This is a genomic window from Leptolyngbya sp. 7M (assembly GCF_018128485.1).
In genome coordinates this window covers 2,621,994-2,639,125 of sequence record NZ_CP070897.1, presented here as the reverse complement: position 1 = coordinate 2,639,125, position 17,132 = coordinate 2,621,994, and the positions used below count along the sequence as shown (strand labels likewise).

The window sequence follows — 17,132 nt, the reverse complement described above, 5'->3', positions numbered from 1 at the left end:
TGGTATGAACGAAGTATGTAAAAATGCAGAAGAGCTTTTGACCGAGATCATCGCCCAAGCAGGCTTTGATCTTGAGGTTACCTCCCGCTGGATCGAGGAGGGCTGTCTCCTCAACCTCAGCGGTAAGGACACTGCTTATGCGCTTGCCGAGAACGGCGAGATGCTAGATGCGTTTGAAACAATTCTTTTCCAGGCATTCGGTCGCGGACTGGAAAGAGAGCATAGGTTTATCTGCGACGCGGATGGATTTAGGCAAACACGTAAATCGGAACTTCAGGCAATGGCAAGATTTGCCGGCGACCAAGTAAGAAAGACAGGTCGGCCATTTACGTTCGGCGTCCTAAATTCGACAGAGCGTCGGATAATCCATCTGACCATCCAGAAAGAAGAAGATCTTGATACCGAATCGGTAGGAATGGGACGCGAACGCCGATTACAGGTTCGTTTAAAGTAGGTTTTCCGGAATAAACACAAAGCACAGAGCACAGAGCAGCCGAGATGGCTATGTGCTCTTTTTGCGCTCTGTGGTGAAATATAACTATGGCAGATACCATCGCAGCACTTGCAACACCGGTCGGGCGGAGTGGTATCGGCGTCGTACGGATCAGCGGAGCAGATGCGCTTTTGATGCTCGCAGGCCTTACAAGCAAGCAAGCGATCGAGATCCGGCCTCGTACAGCGCAGCTAATGGAGTTGTTCGATCCAAAAAGCGGCGGAATCTTAGACGAAGCGGTAATTACCTATTTCAAAGCCCCTGCGTCATTTACCGGCGAAGATGTGGTGGAGATAAGCTGCCATGGTTCGCCAGTGGTTCTTCGCCAGGTACTTGACACCTGTCTTGAGCTCGGAGCCAGACTTGCCACACCGGGAGAATTCTCCCTTCGCGCTGTCGCCAACGGCAAGCTCGATCTTTCTGAAGCAGAGGCGGTAAGAGACCTGATCAACGCACAAACCTTGGCAGCGGCAAGGACCTCTGTCCGGCAGATGCGGGGCGAATTCTCATTTCAGCTACAGCCGGTAAAGGATGAACTGCTGGATGTGATAGTGGTTCTTGAATCGTCGCTGGAGTTTGTTGAAGACGATCTGCCCGAAACGGAAACTGATGAGATGCGCGGGCGGCTTGGCAGCTTGAGAACACGAATATCATCGCTTGCAGGTACTTTTCGCGCGGGGCGCTTGATACGCGATGGATTGAAAGTCGCACTGGTAGGTCGCCCGAACGTCGGGAAATCCAGCCTTTTCAATGCCCTGCTTGGTTCAGAAAGAGCGATCGTTACGGATATTCCGGGCACAACGCGTGATCAGCTTCACGAACGTCTGGTGATAAAAAATGTCCCGATATCACTTATTGATACTGCTGGATTACGAGAGACAGAAGATGCGGTGGAGAAGATCGGCGTTGAGCGTGCCCGCCGAACGCTGGCAGATTCAGACCTTATTCTGGTAATGTTCGATGCCGCGGAAGGATTGACCGATGATGATAGGGAATTACTGTTAAGCGTTAAAGAGCAGAATTATCAAGTGCTGATCAATAAGATCGACAAGATAGAAAACGAAACACTCCGAGAGCTGATGGGATCCACCCGATCAATACTTCATGTTGCCTCGGGAATTACAGCCCCAGCGGTAGAAGTCCTTATCCTTGGCATCTCAGCGAAGACTGGCTCTGGATTGGACGAACTAATGGATTCGATCGTCGACCCGTTTCTTGTTGGATCATCTGGAACGGACGGGTTTCTGGTTACTGACGCGCGTCATCACGATCTTTTGATGCGCGCCGCAGCAGAGATCGGAGACGCGATGGACGCACTAAATTCGGCCCATAGCGAGGAGATCATTCTTGTTGGCCTGCACAATGCTCTGCGGTATCTTGGCGAGATAACCGGCGAAACAACGACGGAAGATATGCTGACGCGGATCTTCTCGACCTTCTGCATCGGAAAGTAAGCAGAAAGAGACGTATGAACGTTCGGTTCAGAGTGAAGGGGAAACTCACCAAGCAATAGATCCCCATAGTCAGTGCTGTGACCGGACAACCTCTACTGAGCAGTGCGCGCGTGCGGCAACCGCTGCAGAGGTGCTGCCGACAATGAATCTTTCCAATCTTCCCGCAAACGCATTCGCTCCAACGAAGATAGAATCGGCATTCCAGGTCTCCGCATGTTCGACAAGTGAGCTCTTTGCGTCATTTTGATGATCGAGGCATTTCGCTATTTTGCGTTGAACGGTATTCAGCCCGCTCGGCCGATCAATATTCTGCTTTCCTGCGATGAGGAGGTTGGAAGCTACACAGGACGCGAATATGTTGAACGCGAAGCGGCGTTAGCAGAAGCGTGTCTTGTTTTTGAGCCGTCAGCGAACGGCAGCGTTAAGACCGGTCGCAAAGGTACCGGAATGTACACGATACGCGCGCATGGCGTTCCAGCACATGCCGGCCTGGAACCGGAAAAAGGGGCGAGCGCTATCCTCGAAATTGCCCGCCAGATCGAGCGTCTTCAATCATTGAACGATACTGCTATTGGCACGACCGTCAATGTCTGTACCGCAAGCGGCGGCACAACAACTAACGTTATTCCGGAACACGCTGAATGCACCGTCGATGTTCGTTTCGGTTCGATGGCCGAAGCTGAACGTATTGACCTAGTGATAAGGTCTCTCAAGTCTGTGGATGAACGCGTTTCGATAGAGGTTACAGGCGGAATAAACCGCCCGCCGATGGAGCGAACAACAGCTGTTGTCGCTCTCTATGAAAAAGCTCTCGGCATCGCCGAATCGTTCGACTACGAATTAGGCGAAACACAAGTGGGCGGTGCGTCGGATGGAAACTTCGTCGGAGCACTCGGCATTCCAGTGCTGGATGGACTCGGCATCGCCGGGGACGGCGCACATACCTTAGATGAGCATATTCTTATTAGTGACATCGCAAAGCGGGCAACGCTGATAACACTGTTCCTTAAAACATAATGATCCGGAGGCGCATCCTGTCCGGTGATGGGCGCGGTCTTCAAAACCGTTTGTGAGCGCGCGAAAGTGACGCTCAGGTGGGTTCGACTCCCACACGCCTCCGCCAAATCGATATGAAGACTTGGATCGCGCTCAATATGACTCCCGGTGTCGGGCCTGCGGTTGCTGCAAAGCTGATTGCACGTTTCGGTTCGCCTGACGGTGTATTTCAGGCGCGAAGAGCTGAGCTTGAGTCATTGCGGATAAAACCGGAAACGATAGAGAGTCTGATGAGGCGAGAGTTTGCCGAGAAGGCTCTTGAGGAGTATGAGAATGTAAAGCGTCTTGGCGGCGACATTTTGGTCCTTGATGACGGAAGCTATCCAACCCTTTTAAGAGAGATCGCTGATCCACCTATAACTCTTTATGTAAAAGGAGATTGGCGGGCGTGCTTCGATGCACCGTGTGTTGGTGTTATCGGTTCGCGTATGTGTTCGACGTATGGCAAAAATGCCTCAGAAATGCTTGCACGAGACCTTGCGTCGCGCGGTATCTGTATTGTTTCTGGGCTCGCACGCGGTATTGACACTGCTGCTCACCGCGGAGCTCTCGAAGCCGGCGGAAGGACGATTGCTGTAATGGGAACCGGGATAGATTCCGTGTATCCCAAAGAGAACAAAAAGCTGGTGGATGAGATAGTTGAAAAAGGAGGTGCGGTGGTCTCACAGTTCCCGCTAGGAACGCCGCCAATACCGGAGAATTTCCCGTATCGAAATCGTATCATCAGCGGCTTGAGTTACGGCGTGCTGATCGTTGAAGCCTCCGAGCGAAGCGGATCTCTTATAACAGCACGGCTTGCAATGGAACAGAACCGTGAGGTGATGGCCGTTCCCGGAAACATCACATCTGGCAAGTCCTTTGGAACAAATTATTTAATCAAGGCCGGTGCAAAGCTCGTGCAGCAATGGCAGGATGTTGTGGCGGAACTTCCCAGCGAGGTAGCGGCCGAAATTCTTCCGCCGAAGATAGACGAAGAATCCACTTCCAAAAAAGTGAAACAGCCTGAACTCATGCCTGCCGGATTGAACACCAATGAGGGCCATCTGTGGGGCCTGCTTTCAACCGATGAAGAAACTCATATTGATACTCTGCTTGAAAAAAGCGGACTTTCGTTCGGTGATCTGAATGCGGCTTTGGTCAGCCTGGACATCCGAGACCTTATCCGCGTTCTTCCGGGAAAATTCTACGCTCGCCGAGCGTAGCTATATCCAATTTTGCAATTTTGACGAAATAATGTATGTTCTAGCCTCGCATTGACAGCGCCCGATAATTGGTGTTAGAAGTCGTAAATGTCAGCCGCTCGAATGCGTCTGGCTATTTTTTTCGGATCTTTAAAATTTCAGATGGCGGAGCTTGTACAGATCGAACGTATCAGAAAGCGTGATTTCAATTCGCGGATACTCGAAATGGACGCAGGCAAGAAGAAGGCGATCCTGCCTCCGCAGCTTCCGTTGGAGCTTTTGTCGAAAAAGCTGGAGGAAAGCGTAACGATCGAACTCGCTCATCAGATTCCTGATTGCACATCGTGCGGAGTTTGTTGTGCGTTTGCTCTGATCGTACCGATAACCTACTCAGAATCTGAGAGTGTCCCGGCTTATGTCGATATTCTCCTCGACGATGCGGATGAAGAGATAGTGATCGACCGGGTCTTGCCGAGGGCAGAAAATGGGCGTTGTGCAAATTTGGAGGGTGAGCTTGGGGGACCGATCGGATGCAGGATCTATAATGATCGTCCGTCGCTGTGCCATGATTTCGATGCGGGGAGCGACCGATGCCACGAATATCGTCGGATGTACGGGATCGAAGGCCAGCTTTCTGAGGAAGAAGCAAAGGTGTTCCGGGAAAAGCTGCTATCAAGACCGCACCCTATGGTGATCGAGGATGTTTCGATAGTCTCAAGTGGTCATGTTGAGCGAATGTCTATTTCTGCCGAAGGTGAAGCGGAGCAAACATTTGGAGAGTTGCTTACGATATGGTGTTTCTTGAACGATGAGACCCCCATCGAGATACATACATTCGAGTACGGAAAAGAGAAATGGTTCGAAGGCGATCTGCTGGGACTAACGATGGATGAGGCAAGGAAAAGGATAGAAGAACAAGCGGGTTGGTAATTATATGTCGAAAAATCTTGTGATCGTAGAATCGCCGGCAAAGGCAAAGACGATCAATAAATATTTAGGTTCAGAATATAAGGTTATGGCCTCAATCGGCCACATAAAGGACCTGCCTCCAAAGGATCTTGGGGTTGACGTTGAGAACAATTTCGCGACGACCTATGAGGTGATACCTGATACCAAGAAGCGTGGAAACAAGAAAATAGTTTCCGAACTGAAGAAAGCCGCCAAGTCCAGCGAGGCGATCTATCTTGCCGCCGATCCTGATCGTGAAGGCGAAGCGATCTGCCAGCATTTAGCTGAGGAGATCGTTCCGAAGAACGGAAAGCAGCAGGTATTTCGCGTGATGTTCAATGAGATAACGAAGAATGCGATAAAGGACGCCTTCAAAGAGCCAAAACAGGTTGATGAAAATCTTGTAAATGCACAGCAAGCCCGACGTGTGCTCGATCGATTAGTGGGTTACAAAGTCTCGCCGATACTTTGGAAAACAATTGGCGGTAGGCTTTCGGCGGGTCGCGTGCAGACTGTGGCCGTTAGGCTTGTCGTTGAGCGCGAACGCGAGATCGAGGCGTTTGTTAAAACGGAGTATTGGTCTTTGGTAGCTAATCTTTCGGCGGCTTTGCCACCCAATTTTGATGCAAAGCTGAACAAGATCGACGACAAGACGGTAAAGCTCGGAAAATTTGATGAGGATCTGAAACCGTCTGAGATCCATGTAAAAACTAAAGAGGATTCCGATGCGATACTTGCCGAGGCCGAAAAAGAAAAGTTCATCGTAGGATCAGTTGCCACAAAAGAGCGAAAACGAAATGCTACGCCGCCCTTCATCACCTCAAAACTTCAGCAGGACGCAGCTCGGAAACTGGGGTTCTCCGTCAAGAAGACGATGGCCACAGCTCAACGTTTGTATGAAGGAATAGAGCTTGGCAGCGAAGGAGCCGTCGGTTTGATAACTTATATGCGGACCGACTCAACACGCGTTTCCGATGCCGCGCTGGAAAATGTCCGCGGGTTTATCGGGAAAGAATACGGCGAAAAGTATTGAGCAGAAGAACAGCCAGCATGGACAACAGCGCTATCACTTGGTAGATGTCTCTCAACGCTTTTCCGAACTGGCGTATAAGCGCAACAACGGTAAACCCACTTATCGGTTCCCAGACTATTTTAAGTTCCGTTATCCGAGCGTCAACACAAAATACTATCACGCTGATCAGCGCGGGCAACTCAAGCAGGGCGGAATTTTTAGCTTGGACGGAGTACATCCTTCTGCAATTACGCAAGGATTGATTGCTCACGAGTTTTTGCAGGTTATGCAGACGGCAGGCGTGCAGCCTGTGCAAGCACTCAAATGGGAGCGAATTTTTGAGAGTGACGATCTTTATCGAGAACCAATTTCGATTATGCAAGAACTGTACCGTAAAGATAAGCTGGCAACACATCTCATCAGGCTGATTGAGCAAGTTAGGGCTTAGAGAATGACTAACATGACCCTATCTTCTACTCACTCGCAAAACCCTAGCGATCGAATACAAGTTTCCACGGCATCACATACTGAATCTCTAAAACTCAGCGAGCAACTTCAAGCCGCCATTACTGAATATCGTCGCTTAAAATACTTCAACCAAATTCTGGGCAGCACTTTGGCTCTAACAGGAATCTTGCTGGGTTTAATCTCTACCTTGTATGGGATTAACGACAGAGTCAAACTAGCCGCCGGATTTGCCGCAGCCTCCGCTACAGTTCAAGCAATTCTGTTTGCCTATCCCTTGGAAAGTCGGTCAAAATTCTATCGCAAGCTCGTTGCCGATGGGCAGAATTTGCTACTCGATCTGAATATCGATAAGCTTCCTGAACAAGAGCTAAAGCTTCTGGAACGCGTCAAATCGCTGCGGTTGAGAGCGTCCACCGAAGAGCCAGAAGGAACAGCACCAGAGCACTTAGAAAGGATTGAGCAATCGATTGCTAGCCTCGAAAAAGTTTTGAGCGAGTATGAGAAGCTGAAAGAGCAGGTGAAGCAACCTATCCCAAAAGATGAAGGAAATTAAATATGCAGATAATGACTAACTTGCTAGCTGCATTCGTTATAGTTTTACATATCAGCTTGCTGTTTATCCAACCAGCTTTTGCAGAAGCAAATTCTGTAGTTGAGCCAGACCAGTCAGTAGCCATTGCCAAAATCGTCGAGATCAGTAAACAATTGCAGCCGCCAAAACTGCGGGGCCAGCATCCGAAAGGGCATGGAACGGTATGGGCAGAGTTTACGGTTGCACCAGATTTGCCAGAGAGTTTGCGAGTGGGTTTGTTCAAAGAACCTGGAAAAACCTATCCAGCCTGGATTCGCTTCTCAAATGCCAGAGGATCAGATGATACCCAACCAGGCTTGCACGGCATGGCGATCAAGCTGATGAATATTGCAGGTGATAAAGTTTTGGAAACTGAGAAAACTGCCCAGACGCAGGATTTTTTAATGGTAGACCATCCAGTGTTTTTCATTCGCAACGCCTCAGATTTTGCTGCGTTCTTCGCGGCTGTGGCAACAGGGAAACAGGCTGCGTTTTTCGCGACTCATCCGCAGGCAGCAAAGATCACACAGTCGTTTCAGAAGAAGCAGATCCAGAATCTGTTAGCCACACAATATTGGAGTACCACGCCCTATCGGTTTGGCGAAACTGCGATTAAGTTTTCAGCTAGACCAACGAGTCAAATTGCTGGAGCAGTCGGCACTACACCTGATTATCTGCGGGCAGCGATGGCAGATGCTCTGATGGCACAGGATGCAACGTTTGACTTTTTGATTCAGCTTCAAACCGATCCTGACAAAATGCCAATTGAAGATCCAACTGTGGAATGGCTTGAGCAGGATACGCCACTACAAAAAGTCGCCACGATTCGGATTCCTCGTCAAGTTTTCGATACACCGGAGCAGTTTGCGTTTGGCGAAGGGCTGTCGTTTACACCCTGGCATTCGTTGCCAGAACATCAGCCTTTGGGGAGCATCAACCGCGCTCGCAAAGCAGTCTATCAAGCGACTGCTGAGCAGCGACATCAGGATATGGAGATGATTACTAAAGAACCGTCTCCTGATTCGTTTACACCGCGTTTGTTAGATCCGTAAACCAGTTCGTTCAATTTGATGCAGAAAAGGTGCAAACAGAACCACCAATCCTTCACCATAAAGGCATGAAGCAAAGGAGAAACAGCCGTCGATCCTCTCTTCAAGCTAAAATGGAACAGTTCAAATCTTAACAAGGCTACTCTATGGCAATTCGTCAACGACGGTATCCTAAAGAAGAATTAGCCCGACGCGGCAAAGAACTCTATGAGTCTCAGATTCGCCAACAGGTCGAGCCAAACAACTTTGGGAAAATTGTGGCAATTGACGTCGAAACAGGGGCATTTGAAGTCGCTGATGATACCTTAGTTGCCTCCGATCGCCTGTTAGAGAGATGCCCTGATGCCCAAACTTGGTTCATTCGCATTGGACACCGTGGAGTCCATCGTTTCGGATGGCGTGGGCTGTCAGAAAAAGCATGATGACTGGAGTTGTGAATGTAAACGGTGAAGCAATGCTTCGTGTCGTTGTGGGTAATTTGGCAACGCAACGGATTGTTGTTGATGCAGTGATTGATACAGGGTATACAGGGTATCTAACTTTACCACCATCTACAATTGCAGCGCTAAACCTTCCTTGGCGTGGTAGCGAAGAGGGCGTTCTTGGCGATGGAAGCACCCAAACGTTTGATGTATACTCAGCCACCATAATTTGGGATGGGGAATTTAGAACAATCAAAATCAATGAATCAGACGCAGGCTCATTGCTTGGTGTAGGGCTATTGTACGGGTACGAGGTTTGTATTCAAACAATCAGCAATGGCACTGTAACAATCAAAGCCTTGCCCAGATAATGAGCGGTGCAGTCTAACATCAAACTAGCGTAATCATTAATGGATCTATTCCACCTTCTGGAACACCCATGCCAACACCCACTGTACTTCCAGGCTTAGTCGGTCTAGGCATGGCGGCACTGCGGAAGCGAAAACAAAATCAGAGACAAGAGACTGTGGAAACGGCAGAAGGTTAGAACTACTGGTTAGGTTCGATTGCTCTGTCTGATTTAGCTCATTTGGCAAACGAGCGATTGAACATCTATTTGCTGACAAAACCGTTCCTCAAGGGTGTATCTCCCACCTCTGCCTTCTTCACCATCAAAGAACAAGGATGCTATGCTGAGTAGAAGAAACTTTAGGGTTCAATCACGATGAAAAGCCGTAGCGTTACAGTCATTCTTTACAAGGAAGATGACCTTTACATCGCTGAATGCCCAGAGATTGGCACCGTCGATCAAGGGGAAACAATCGAGCAGGCGATTGCAGGCTTGAAAGAAGCAACGCGGCTATATCTGGAGGAATTTCCTGTGCCAGAAACCTCCCCTAGATTTGTCACCAGTATTGAGGTCAACTATGCCTAAGTTGCCCCGAATCTCTAGCAGAGAAGCAATTCGGGTATTGGAACGTCTGGGCTTTGAGCAGGTTCGCCAAACAGGTAGTCATGTTGTGATGAAAAAGAGAACGCCGGATGGTGAGGTTGGGTGCGTTGTTCCAGTGCATCGCGAGTTGAAGGTTGGCACATTGAGCGGCATCCTCAAACAAGCTCAAGTTACACCAGAAGAATTCATCGAGAATTTGTAATTTTATGTCTTGCAATCGCTGCTGCTCAATTCAAGTGGCTTAAGAAAGGCGTCATGCCTCAATCTCTGGTTGTGTTCAGGACAATTTGGCTGTCCTTGCAAATCTGAACGGTTAGCGGGTTTACTAGCAAAGCGATCGCAAATTGTATGGAAACCCAAATAGAAAGATATTGTTAAATCCCAGCGGATATATTGGGCGACGATTGCGATACACCCCAAGGTATTTTACTTTTGCACAAAGCCCTAAAATCAGATTTTCTATCAGCCTCACTCCTCAACGAGAGGCGATTACACAGCTATGCCATCGAACAGAACAGACGTTGCTCATTTACCAAGGTCAAAGAAGCTCTCGAAAACATCGTCATAACTCCAGAAATACTTTAATCGTGATTCTATCGCAACAAAAAAGCGATTTAAATCTTCATTTCATACGTTTTGATCGGGGCTAAAGTTCGTTACGCCTATTACGACTCTGCGACTTTAGGAAGCGTTCCGCCGAAAATATATGAAAGCGATCGGTAGATCAATTTCGCACATAGAAATGCCGGAGAATCAAAATTCTCTGAATATGAATATTCAACAAGATCCATTCCAACGATCCGTTTCTTCTCCGCGAGTTTCCTGATCAACGTTAGGGTTTCGTACCAACCAAGCCCGCCCGGTTCGGGTGTTCCGGTCGTTGGGACGATACTCGGATCCAGTCCGTCAATATCGATGGTCAGATAAACGCTGTCAGAGAGTCCGTCAATAGCGTCATCGATCCAATCCGTCTTGCCGGCGATATCCCGAGCCCAGAAGATACGGGTGGGGATCCCGGACTTGATAAGGCGTGCTTCCTCTGCCGATATCGAGCGTATTCCCACCTGCACCGATGGAATGCGAAGATCCTTTACGACGCGGGCCATTATGGAGGCGTGAGAATGCGGGGTCCCATCGTAGGTGTCACGAAGGTCGGCATGTGCATCGATCTGAAGCACCGAAAGGTCGTGATATTTTTCCGCGTGAGCTTTTATCACCGGGCCGGAGACCGAATGTTCGCCTCCAATCATACAGATGAATTTGTTGTGATCCAGTAATTCCTTTGTTCGTTCATAGAGTCCGGTCATCATCGCTTCCGGCGTTTCACGAGGTGTGAATTCTTCAAGCGTGTGGATGCCTATCTTATAGGTTTCCGTGTCCGTCTCCTCGTCATATAGTTCCATGTTGCGTGAGGCGTCAATGATCGCCATTGCTCCTTGTTCCGTACCAGTGCCATACGAGACCGTTCCTTCGTATGAAACAGGCCAGATCAATACTTGGGAAGCATCAAAGGAAGAGAATTTGTCCTCATCTATACCGCCGAAATTCATCGGCAAGTTTGCTGATTCACTCATAATGTTAAGTGTTGCCGTTTGTTCGGAGATTTTCAAGTTTTTAAAGGGAGAGCTTGGAGGAATCCCGGGGCTTGGCTGGCTACTTTGATATTCACCGAGCTGGTTGTGACCGATTGGAGACTTATCCAGTGTGATCGATGAAGAATTGTCCATCAACCCAAACCTGAAAACGATGCGGCCGAAAACCCGCAAACAGCAGCGGGCGAGTATGCTTGATCGTAAGCCGATGTTGAGCATTGTCTCCGACGGCTAGCTCGTAAACCTTTTCAAGTTTTAGATTGAAATGAGTGAATGGATTCAAAACGCTGGCTATGTCATGGATTCGACCATTTTCTGTGCAGGTGAATCGGCCGGTAAATCCGTCGCGGTCGATAACAACGTTGGTCTGTGGTTCGCCGGGAATTGTAAATGAGAACTGCATTGTCGTTCTCCTTTTGGGTTCTAATTGTTATTCTCTGCAGCTTTAGAAATTGCCTCAACGGCTTTTGGGTCTTCGAGTGCCGATAGATCTCCGGGATCTTCACCGAGGTAAGCCGCTCGGATAACGCGTCGCATCACTTTCGCGTTTCGTGTCTTTGGTAATGCAAAGACAAAATGAATTTTCGACGGCGCCAGCGGTTTGCCCATATCTTTCGCGACAAGGGCTTTCAGTTCCTGCCGGAACGCAGACAGCTTGTCCGCATCTTTCTCATCTGCCGGCAAGGCTCCCTGCGATCCGACGACAAAAGCAACCATCGCTGTGCCTTTTACCTCGTCGGGAACGCCGATCACAGCGGCTTCGGTGACCAGAGGATGAGCGACGAGCAGCGATTCGACCTCGGCGGGGCCGACGCGTTTGCCGGCGACCTTTAGCGTGTCGTCCGACCGACCGAGGATGAACCAGTGGCCGTCTTTGTCGCGCATCGCAAAATCGCCGTGAACCCAGATGTCTTTGAAACGCCGCCAGTATGTGTCGAGATAGCGTTCTTTTTCCTGCCAAAATCCGCGTGCCATTCCGATCCACGGCTGTTTTATTACAAGCTCGCCGACCTTGCAGGCCTCGACAGAATTACCGTCCTCGTCGAGAATATCTACATCCATTCCCGGACACGGAGCGGGGAACGAACACGGCTTTTGCGGCAGCAGCGGATTGCCCATCAGAATGCCGCCGGCGATCTCGGTCCCGCCTGAATAATTGATGATCGGCAGCTTTGAATTTCCGACCTTTTCAAACAGCCACCACCATGGCGCCGGATTCCAAGGTTCGCCGGTGGATGCGAACGCTCTTAGGGACGAGAGATCGTGCTTTTTCGGCAGATCTTCGCCGTGCGTTGCAAGCGAACGAACAAGCGTCGGGGAAATGCCGAGCACCTCTACCTTATGTTTCGCGCAGAATTCCCACATACGATCCGGCGTTGGGTAATCGGGTGCACCGTCGTAGATGCAGATAGTCGCGCCATTTATTAGCGCACCGTAGATCAGCCACGGCCCCATCATCCAGCCGATGTCCGTGTACCAGCAGATGCGCGTGCCGCGTCCGACATCCGTCCCAAACGCCATATCCTGCGCCGCCTTGATCGGAAAACTTGCATGTGTGTGCGCAATGCCTTTCGGCTTACCGGTCGTGCCGGAGGTGTAGAGGATGATGAGCGGGGCTTCGGCGGAGGTTTTAGAAAGCGAAGGCTCGGTTAGGCCAGAAAATAGGTCGTAAAACGACGTAAATCTTTCATCGTTTGTAATTGCCTTGATGTCGAAATTTTCTGAGCAGCTTGTGACGTAAACTTTTTGAATGGTTTGACAATGTGACACTGCTTCTATTGCCGTTTGAATGGCATTCACCATTCGCCCACGTCTCGGGAATGCCTCAGTGGTAAAAAGTGCTTTTGCTCCAACGGCCTTGAGCCTGCTTGATATAGCTTCAACACCATATCCGGAGAAGACAGGAACTGCTATTGCACCTATTCGATTGATGGCAAGCAGTGCGTTTATCGTCTCAGGTATCATCGGCATATGGATCCCGATCGCATCGCCTTTTCCGAAACCAGCTTTTGTCAAACTTTCAGAGACTTGAACGACGTAGTCATGGAGATCTGCGTATGTCACACTCTCTGATAGCCCCGATTCACCCTCCCAGATCACCGCGGGCTGATCTTTCATATCGTCCGTCTGCCAGCGGTCGAGGCACATCTCGGTGATGTTGAGACCGGCACCGGAGAGCCACGACGGCATCTCGACGCCGTTTGATGTGTCGATCAGCTTTTCGTAAGGCGGGTCGAATTTGATGTCGAGGAATTTCAGGACCTCTTCCGTAAACCGCTCCACGTCGCGGATCGAGAATTCGTAAAGCTGGTCCCACGTTGACACGCCGACTTGGCGCATGAACTTCGTGAGCTGCGCTCGTTCTATGACGTCCGGCGTCGGCGTCCAAGCGATGGGCTGGTTTTCAAGGAGGTTTTGGTCGTTCATAATAGGTGACGCTCGCGAATCACACAAAAAAGGCGAATGAAATGCCGAGATACGATGTAAAATTCTCTTACATTCGTGTTGATCCTGCAATTCGTGGCAAAATGTGTACAATGACCGTGCCGGAACCACACATAAATCTGCCAAGCGAGATTTTCGCCGGAAAAACCGCTATTGTTACAGGTGCTTCACGGGGCGTCGGGCGGGCGACGGCGATTCGGCTTGCGGAGGGCGGTGCAAATGTCGTTGTCAATTATTTGCAGAACCACTCCGAGGCAGATGAGACCGTGCGGCTTTGTGGAGAAAAAGGCGTGCGGGCGATAGCAGTGCAAGGCGATGTCTCGCAGTATTCGGCCGCGGCGGAGGTGGCGAAACGCACGGTTGAAGAATTCGGCGGCATCGATCTGCTCGTGCTTAACGCCGGTATCTGGGAAGGTGCGCCGATCGAGGAGATGACCGAAGATACGTGGAACCGCGTGCTCAATACGAATTTGAAGTCGGTGCTGGCAGGCACTGATGACACCATTACGCCCGCTGTCAGTCAGCAATTTTTGCCGTTCACACAACTCAAAGGTTCCAAGTTTTTGCTAACAGCGATTGGCGGAACCCACCTAAGTGTAGGTGATCCAGCCAATCTCAACCATGTCTTTACCCAGAGCCTTTTTATTCGGGAACGTCCAGAACAGGAAACAGAAGCACTCAGACAACTTTTACGAGGAGTTAGCTTGGCATTCGTGCAGCAGCTAACGCCCGAAGCTAATCGCTATGCTCCTTTTCTAACGGCTGCTTATGCTCAGTCCTTTTCGTCAACAGAGCTGAAGCTGAGGCTAAATTCCCAACTGCCGCCCAACTTTCCCCAACGTTTGAGAATGGCGGCTCTACCAATGGAACAGCTCATTTCTAGCACCCTTGCCAAAGGCAAAGCCGAGTCTCAGCAGGGCGTTTGCTACAACAAGCTCAATTGTTTGCTAGGTGGGTTGCCGCTGGTCATGTTTATCCTACCGGGTGGAGTCCCACTAGCCGCAAATCAATTCTTCAGATGGCGGCGTAAGGCAGCAGTAAGAGATTCAGTTGATCACTAGGCAGAATTGCTGTAGCCATATTTCAAAGAGAAGATTTTTGTCTACTAGCCTCACATCAAGGAGGCATATTTTTGCTTTCTTTCGCTAAATTTGAAACAGAACCCAACATCGGTTTCTCCGTCTATTTAACGTCATTTAACTTAACATTTAATAGCTTATCTAAGGGTGGGATCTGCCGTGAATTTGCTACAAGTTGCTGCTAATGTTCCCAGTCCGCCCAGTTTCAATCTCTGGATTATTCTTGGTTTTATTTTTATCTTGCTCGGAGTAGTGGTTGGAGAGCCAACGGTGGCATCGTTGGGGATTGCGGCAATCATTACGGCGATTGCGGCCCTTTCGGTTTCTTCAGTGGCTTTACAAATTGTGCTTTGGGGTATTCTCTCAATTGCTTTAACTATCGTGTTGCGGGGAATGGTGCCTTTGCCCACAAAAGAGGAACTGCCCGATACAGAAGCCGTTGTCTCCGAAATGATCCCCAAAGGCGGTGTGGGCTGGGTGTCCTATGAAGGCGCGCTCTGGAAGGCTCGCTGTCAAGTATCAGACGTCAGCATTGCCAGTGGGCAGACTGTGCAGGTAGTGGGTAGGCATGGGCTAACGCTAATTGTTTTACCGCTTGATTTTACGGACGAACCTTACGACACAGTGACTTAACTGGCTAATCTCTAGAAACTACTCAAATAGCCGCCGCCTGGAGAGGGAAACAAGACAATGAATACATTGGTATGGGTTTTTGCAGTTGTGTTAACCGTCGTTGGTGCAACCGTTGGTTCTGTGAGACGGGTGAACCAGGGCAATGAGGCATTGGTCGAACGATTGGGCCGCTATCACCGCAAATTAACGCCAGGTTTGAATTTTGGTGTTCTGCCTATCATCGATGAAGTAGTTATCGAAGCCAACACGCGAGAACGGATCTTGGACATTGAACCGAGCGATGTGATCACTAACGATAGTGTAACCCTGACTATTGATACGGTAATTTTCTGGCGCATCATTGATCTGTACTCTGCTTACTACGAAATCGATGATGTCAGCACAGCGTTAAAGAACCTGGTGGGGACAACTTTGCGTTCTAAAATTGGCGAGATGGATCTGCAAAGAACCTATTCCTCTCGTGAAGAAATCAACAGAGCCTTGTTGGAAAGTCTGGATGATGCCACAGAGCCGTGGGGAGTTAAGGTGACTCGCGTTGAAATTCAAGACATCAAAATCAAAAACGAGGACTTACAAAAGTCGCTTGAGAGTGAGCGGGCTGCCCTGAGTAAAAAACGAGCGGCGATTGCTGAGGCAGAAGGCAAACGGGAAGCAGCGATTGCTGAGGCAGAAGGTGATCGTCAAGCGGCGATTAAGCAGGCAGAAGCGATGGCTGAGTCAGTCAGGCGAATTGCTGACGCGATGCCAACCCAAGCCGATCCCCAAGATATTTTGCGCTATTTGGTCATGCAGCGCTACGTTGATGCCAACTTGCAGTTGGGGCAAAGCGACAACTCTAAAGTGATTTTCATGAACCCGCGCGACATTACAGAAAACATTGATGCGCTGCTGCGCGATCGATTGGTTGATTATCCGCCTGCTGCCTTTAGACAAACCCCCAAAGCTGAAGAAACTGGTGATACCAATGGTCAAGCCGAATAGTCCTTGCCAATTGCGGCAAATGGATTGAGTTCTGGGAATACTGCTAAAGAAAGAATGTAGATCAAGCAGCTAGATTACAGCCTATCCGTACTCCGCTTTGCGGCTATTGCAACTCCTGTCTGTGATCTCTTGCCAAGCTAATTTCCCGCTTCCCTGTTTCAGAATTTCTGAGATGAGCAAAATGCTATGAGTACAGTTTTGGTGGTCGATGACAGTCAAACCGTCCGACAAATGCTCTCAGAGCTGTTGAAGCAGGGAGGGTTGACCGTAGTTGAAGCAGCCAATGGTTTGGAAGCCAAAGTCAAAATTCAGACCAAGGCCCCTGATCTCGTTATCACTGACTTAGTAATGCCGGAAATGAACGGCTATGAATTATGCCGCTGGATTAAGAATGATCCGGTTGCTCAAAATATTCCTATTTTGATTTGTTCTACCAAGGACCAAGAGTTTGATCGTTACTGGGGTATGAAGCAGGGAGCTGATGCCTATATTACAAAGCCGTTTCAACCTGGGGAAATGCTGAAGACTGTGAAGCAGCTTTTGCATACCAAATGATTTCCCAGCCATGTTCAACAAAGCTCATAAAAAACTCGGTTAAAAAAGGGGCAACTGTTGGCGATTCACCTTCAGCTGCCCCTTATTTGATACTTATTTGATACTGTCTCAACTTGAGACTATGTTGGCTTCGTTACTACAGCCATCCTTTCTTGAGTTTGAACGGGGTGCAGGGGTTCCACCCCTGCGTGGGGGCTTCGCCCACACACCCCCTTGTTCACAACCTATTTATGAACGCTGT

At 49.4% G+C, this 17,132-nt stretch carries 22 protein-coding genes and 1 tRNA gene; 19 read left to right on the top strand and 4 right to left on the bottom strand.

Annotated features, from left to right (window positions below):
- Nucleotides 1-4: 4 nt before the first annotated feature.
- Both JVX88_RS12790 and mnmE read left to right on the top strand, forming a co-directional pair.
- A complete protein-coding gene (locus JVX88_RS12790; RefSeq protein WP_211627651.1) occupies nt 5-454 on the top strand; it encodes a protein jag in 450 nt (149 codons plus the stop codon).
- Nucleotides 455-540: 86 nt separating this feature from the next.
- On the top strand, nt 541-1,947 hold the full coding sequence (gene mnmE, locus JVX88_RS12785; protein ID WP_211627650.1) for a tRNA uridine-5-carboxymethylaminomethyl(34) synthesis GTPase MnmE: 1,407 nt from the start codon (nt 541-543) through the stop codon (nt 1,945-1,947).
- A 69-nt stretch (nt 1,948-2,016) separates the two neighbouring features.
- On the opposite strand, the gene JVX88_RS44060 is transcribed toward mnmE, so the two are convergent.
- A complete protein-coding gene (locus tag JVX88_RS44060; RefSeq protein WP_225931558.1) occupies nt 2,017-2,214 on the bottom strand; it encodes a universal stress protein in 198 nt (65 codons plus the stop codon).
- Here JVX88_RS44060 and JVX88_RS12775 point away from each other — a divergent pair.
- The 13 genes from JVX88_RS12775 to JVX88_RS12715 all read left to right on the top strand — a co-directional run bounded on the left by JVX88_RS12775 (nt 2,194) and on the right by JVX88_RS12715 (nt 9,808).
- Nucleotides 2,194-2,964 carry a M20/M25/M40 family metallo-hydrolase gene (locus JVX88_RS12775; protein ID WP_211627649.1) on the top strand — a complete coding sequence of 257 codons (771 nt, stop codon included), beginning with the start codon at nt 2,194-2,196 and terminating at the stop codon, nt 2,962-2,964. The two genes, JVX88_RS44060 and JVX88_RS12775, sit on opposite strands and share 21 nt — an antisense overlap.
- Nucleotides 2,965-2,970: 6 nt before the next feature.
- Nucleotides 2,971-3,070 (top strand) — tRNA-Sec (locus JVX88_RS12770).
- 7 nt (nt 3,071-3,077) lie between these two features.
- Entirely contained in the window at nt 3,078-4,205 is a 1,128-nt protein-coding gene (gene dprA / locus JVX88_RS12765; protein WP_211627648.1) for a DNA-processing protein DprA, read from the top strand.
- Between the two features lie 141 nt (nt 4,206-4,346).
- Nucleotides 4,347-5,114: a YkgJ family cysteine cluster protein gene (locus JVX88_RS12760; protein ID WP_211627647.1), complete on the top strand. Its 768-nt coding sequence runs from the start codon at nt 4,347-4,349 to the stop codon at nt 5,112-5,114.
- A 4-nt stretch (nt 5,115-5,118) separates the two neighbouring features.
- Nucleotides 5,119-6,165: a DNA topoisomerase gene (locus tag JVX88_RS12755; protein ID WP_211627646.1), complete on the top strand. Its 1,047-nt coding sequence runs from the start codon at nt 5,119-5,121 to the stop codon at nt 6,163-6,165.
- A complete protein-coding gene (locus JVX88_RS12750) occupies nt 6,122-6,592 on the top strand; it encodes a hypothetical protein (RefSeq protein WP_211627645.1) in 471 nt (156 codons plus the stop codon). The genes JVX88_RS12755 and JVX88_RS12750 overlap by 44 nt, the downstream gene beginning before the upstream one ends.
- Nucleotides 6,593-6,604: 12 nt before the next feature.
- Nucleotides 6,605-7,165, top strand: a complete 561-nt coding sequence (locus JVX88_RS12745; RefSeq protein WP_211627644.1) for a hypothetical protein — start codon at nt 6,605-6,607, stop codon at nt 7,163-7,165.
- An 11-nt stretch (nt 7,166-7,176) separates the two neighbouring features.
- A complete protein-coding gene (locus tag JVX88_RS12740; RefSeq protein WP_211627643.1) occupies nt 7,177-8,235 on the top strand; it encodes a catalase family protein in 1,059 nt (352 codons plus the stop codon).
- Between the two features lie 143 nt (nt 8,236-8,378).
- Nucleotides 8,379-8,654 (top strand): hypothetical protein, encoded by a 276-nt coding sequence (locus JVX88_RS12735; RefSeq protein ID WP_211627642.1) that lies wholly within the window; start codon nt 8,379-8,381, stop codon nt 8,652-8,654.
- Complete coding sequence (locus JVX88_RS12730) at nt 8,627-9,025, top strand: clan AA aspartic protease (protein ID WP_263975511.1); 399 nt, start codon at nt 8,627-8,629, stop codon at nt 9,023-9,025. The genes JVX88_RS12735 and JVX88_RS12730 overlap by 28 nt, the downstream gene beginning before the upstream one ends.
- 68 nt (nt 9,026-9,093) lie before the next feature.
- Entirely contained in the window at nt 9,094-9,201 is a 108-nt protein-coding gene (locus JVX88_RS44055) for a PTPA-CTERM sorting domain-containing protein (RefSeq protein ID WP_211627641.1), read from the top strand.
- A 177-nt stretch (nt 9,202-9,378) separates the two neighbouring features.
- Nucleotides 9,379-9,588, top strand: a complete 210-nt coding sequence (locus JVX88_RS12720; protein WP_211627640.1) for a type II toxin-antitoxin system HicB family antitoxin — start codon at nt 9,379-9,381, stop codon at nt 9,586-9,588.
- Nucleotides 9,581-9,808 (top strand): type II toxin-antitoxin system HicA family toxin, encoded by a 228-nt coding sequence (locus JVX88_RS12715; RefSeq protein WP_211627639.1) that lies wholly within the window; start codon nt 9,581-9,583, stop codon nt 9,806-9,808. The genes JVX88_RS12720 and JVX88_RS12715 overlap by 8 nt, the downstream gene beginning before the upstream one ends.
- Nucleotides 9,809-10,271: 463 nt before the next feature.
- Here the strand turns inward: JVX88_RS12715 and speB are convergent, their stop codons facing one another.
- The 3 genes from speB to JVX88_RS12700 form a co-directional block, all read right to left on the bottom strand.
- Complete coding sequence (speB, locus tag JVX88_RS12710; protein WP_211627638.1) at nt 10,272-11,180, bottom strand: agmatinase; 909 nt, start codon at nt 11,178-11,180, stop codon at nt 10,272-10,274.
- 121 nt (nt 11,181-11,301) lie between these two features.
- Complete coding sequence (locus tag JVX88_RS12705; RefSeq protein WP_211627637.1) at nt 11,302-11,601, bottom strand: hypothetical protein; 300 nt, start codon at nt 11,599-11,601, stop codon at nt 11,302-11,304.
- Nucleotides 11,602-11,621: 20 nt separating this feature from the next.
- Complete coding sequence (locus JVX88_RS12700; RefSeq protein WP_211627636.1) at nt 11,622-13,625, bottom strand: AMP-binding protein; 2,004 nt, start codon at nt 13,623-13,625, stop codon at nt 11,622-11,624.
- Nucleotides 13,626-13,666: 41 nt separating this feature from the next.
- Here JVX88_RS12700 and JVX88_RS12695 point away from each other — a divergent pair, with 41 nt between their 5' ends.
- From JVX88_RS12695 to JVX88_RS12680, 4 genes are all read left to right on the top strand, one after another.
- Nucleotides 13,667-14,704 carry an SDR family NAD(P)-dependent oxidoreductase gene (locus JVX88_RS12695; protein WP_211627635.1) on the top strand — a complete coding sequence of 346 codons (1,038 nt, stop codon included), beginning with the start codon at nt 13,667-13,669 and terminating at the stop codon, nt 14,702-14,704.
- Nucleotides 14,705-14,881: 177 nt separating this feature from the next.
- Complete coding sequence (locus JVX88_RS12690; protein ID WP_211627634.1) at nt 14,882-15,355, top strand: NfeD family protein; 474 nt, start codon at nt 14,882-14,884, stop codon at nt 15,353-15,355.
- Between the two features lie 57 nt (nt 15,356-15,412).
- Nucleotides 15,413-16,336, top strand: a complete 924-nt coding sequence (locus tag JVX88_RS12685) for an SPFH domain-containing protein (RefSeq protein WP_211627633.1) — start codon at nt 15,413-15,415, stop codon at nt 16,334-16,336.
- Between the two features lie 186 nt (nt 16,337-16,522).
- Nucleotides 16,523-16,891 (top strand): PleD family two-component system response regulator, encoded by a 369-nt coding sequence (locus JVX88_RS12680; protein ID WP_211627632.1) that lies wholly within the window; start codon nt 16,523-16,525, stop codon nt 16,889-16,891.
- Nucleotides 16,892-17,132 lie beyond the last annotated feature (241 nt).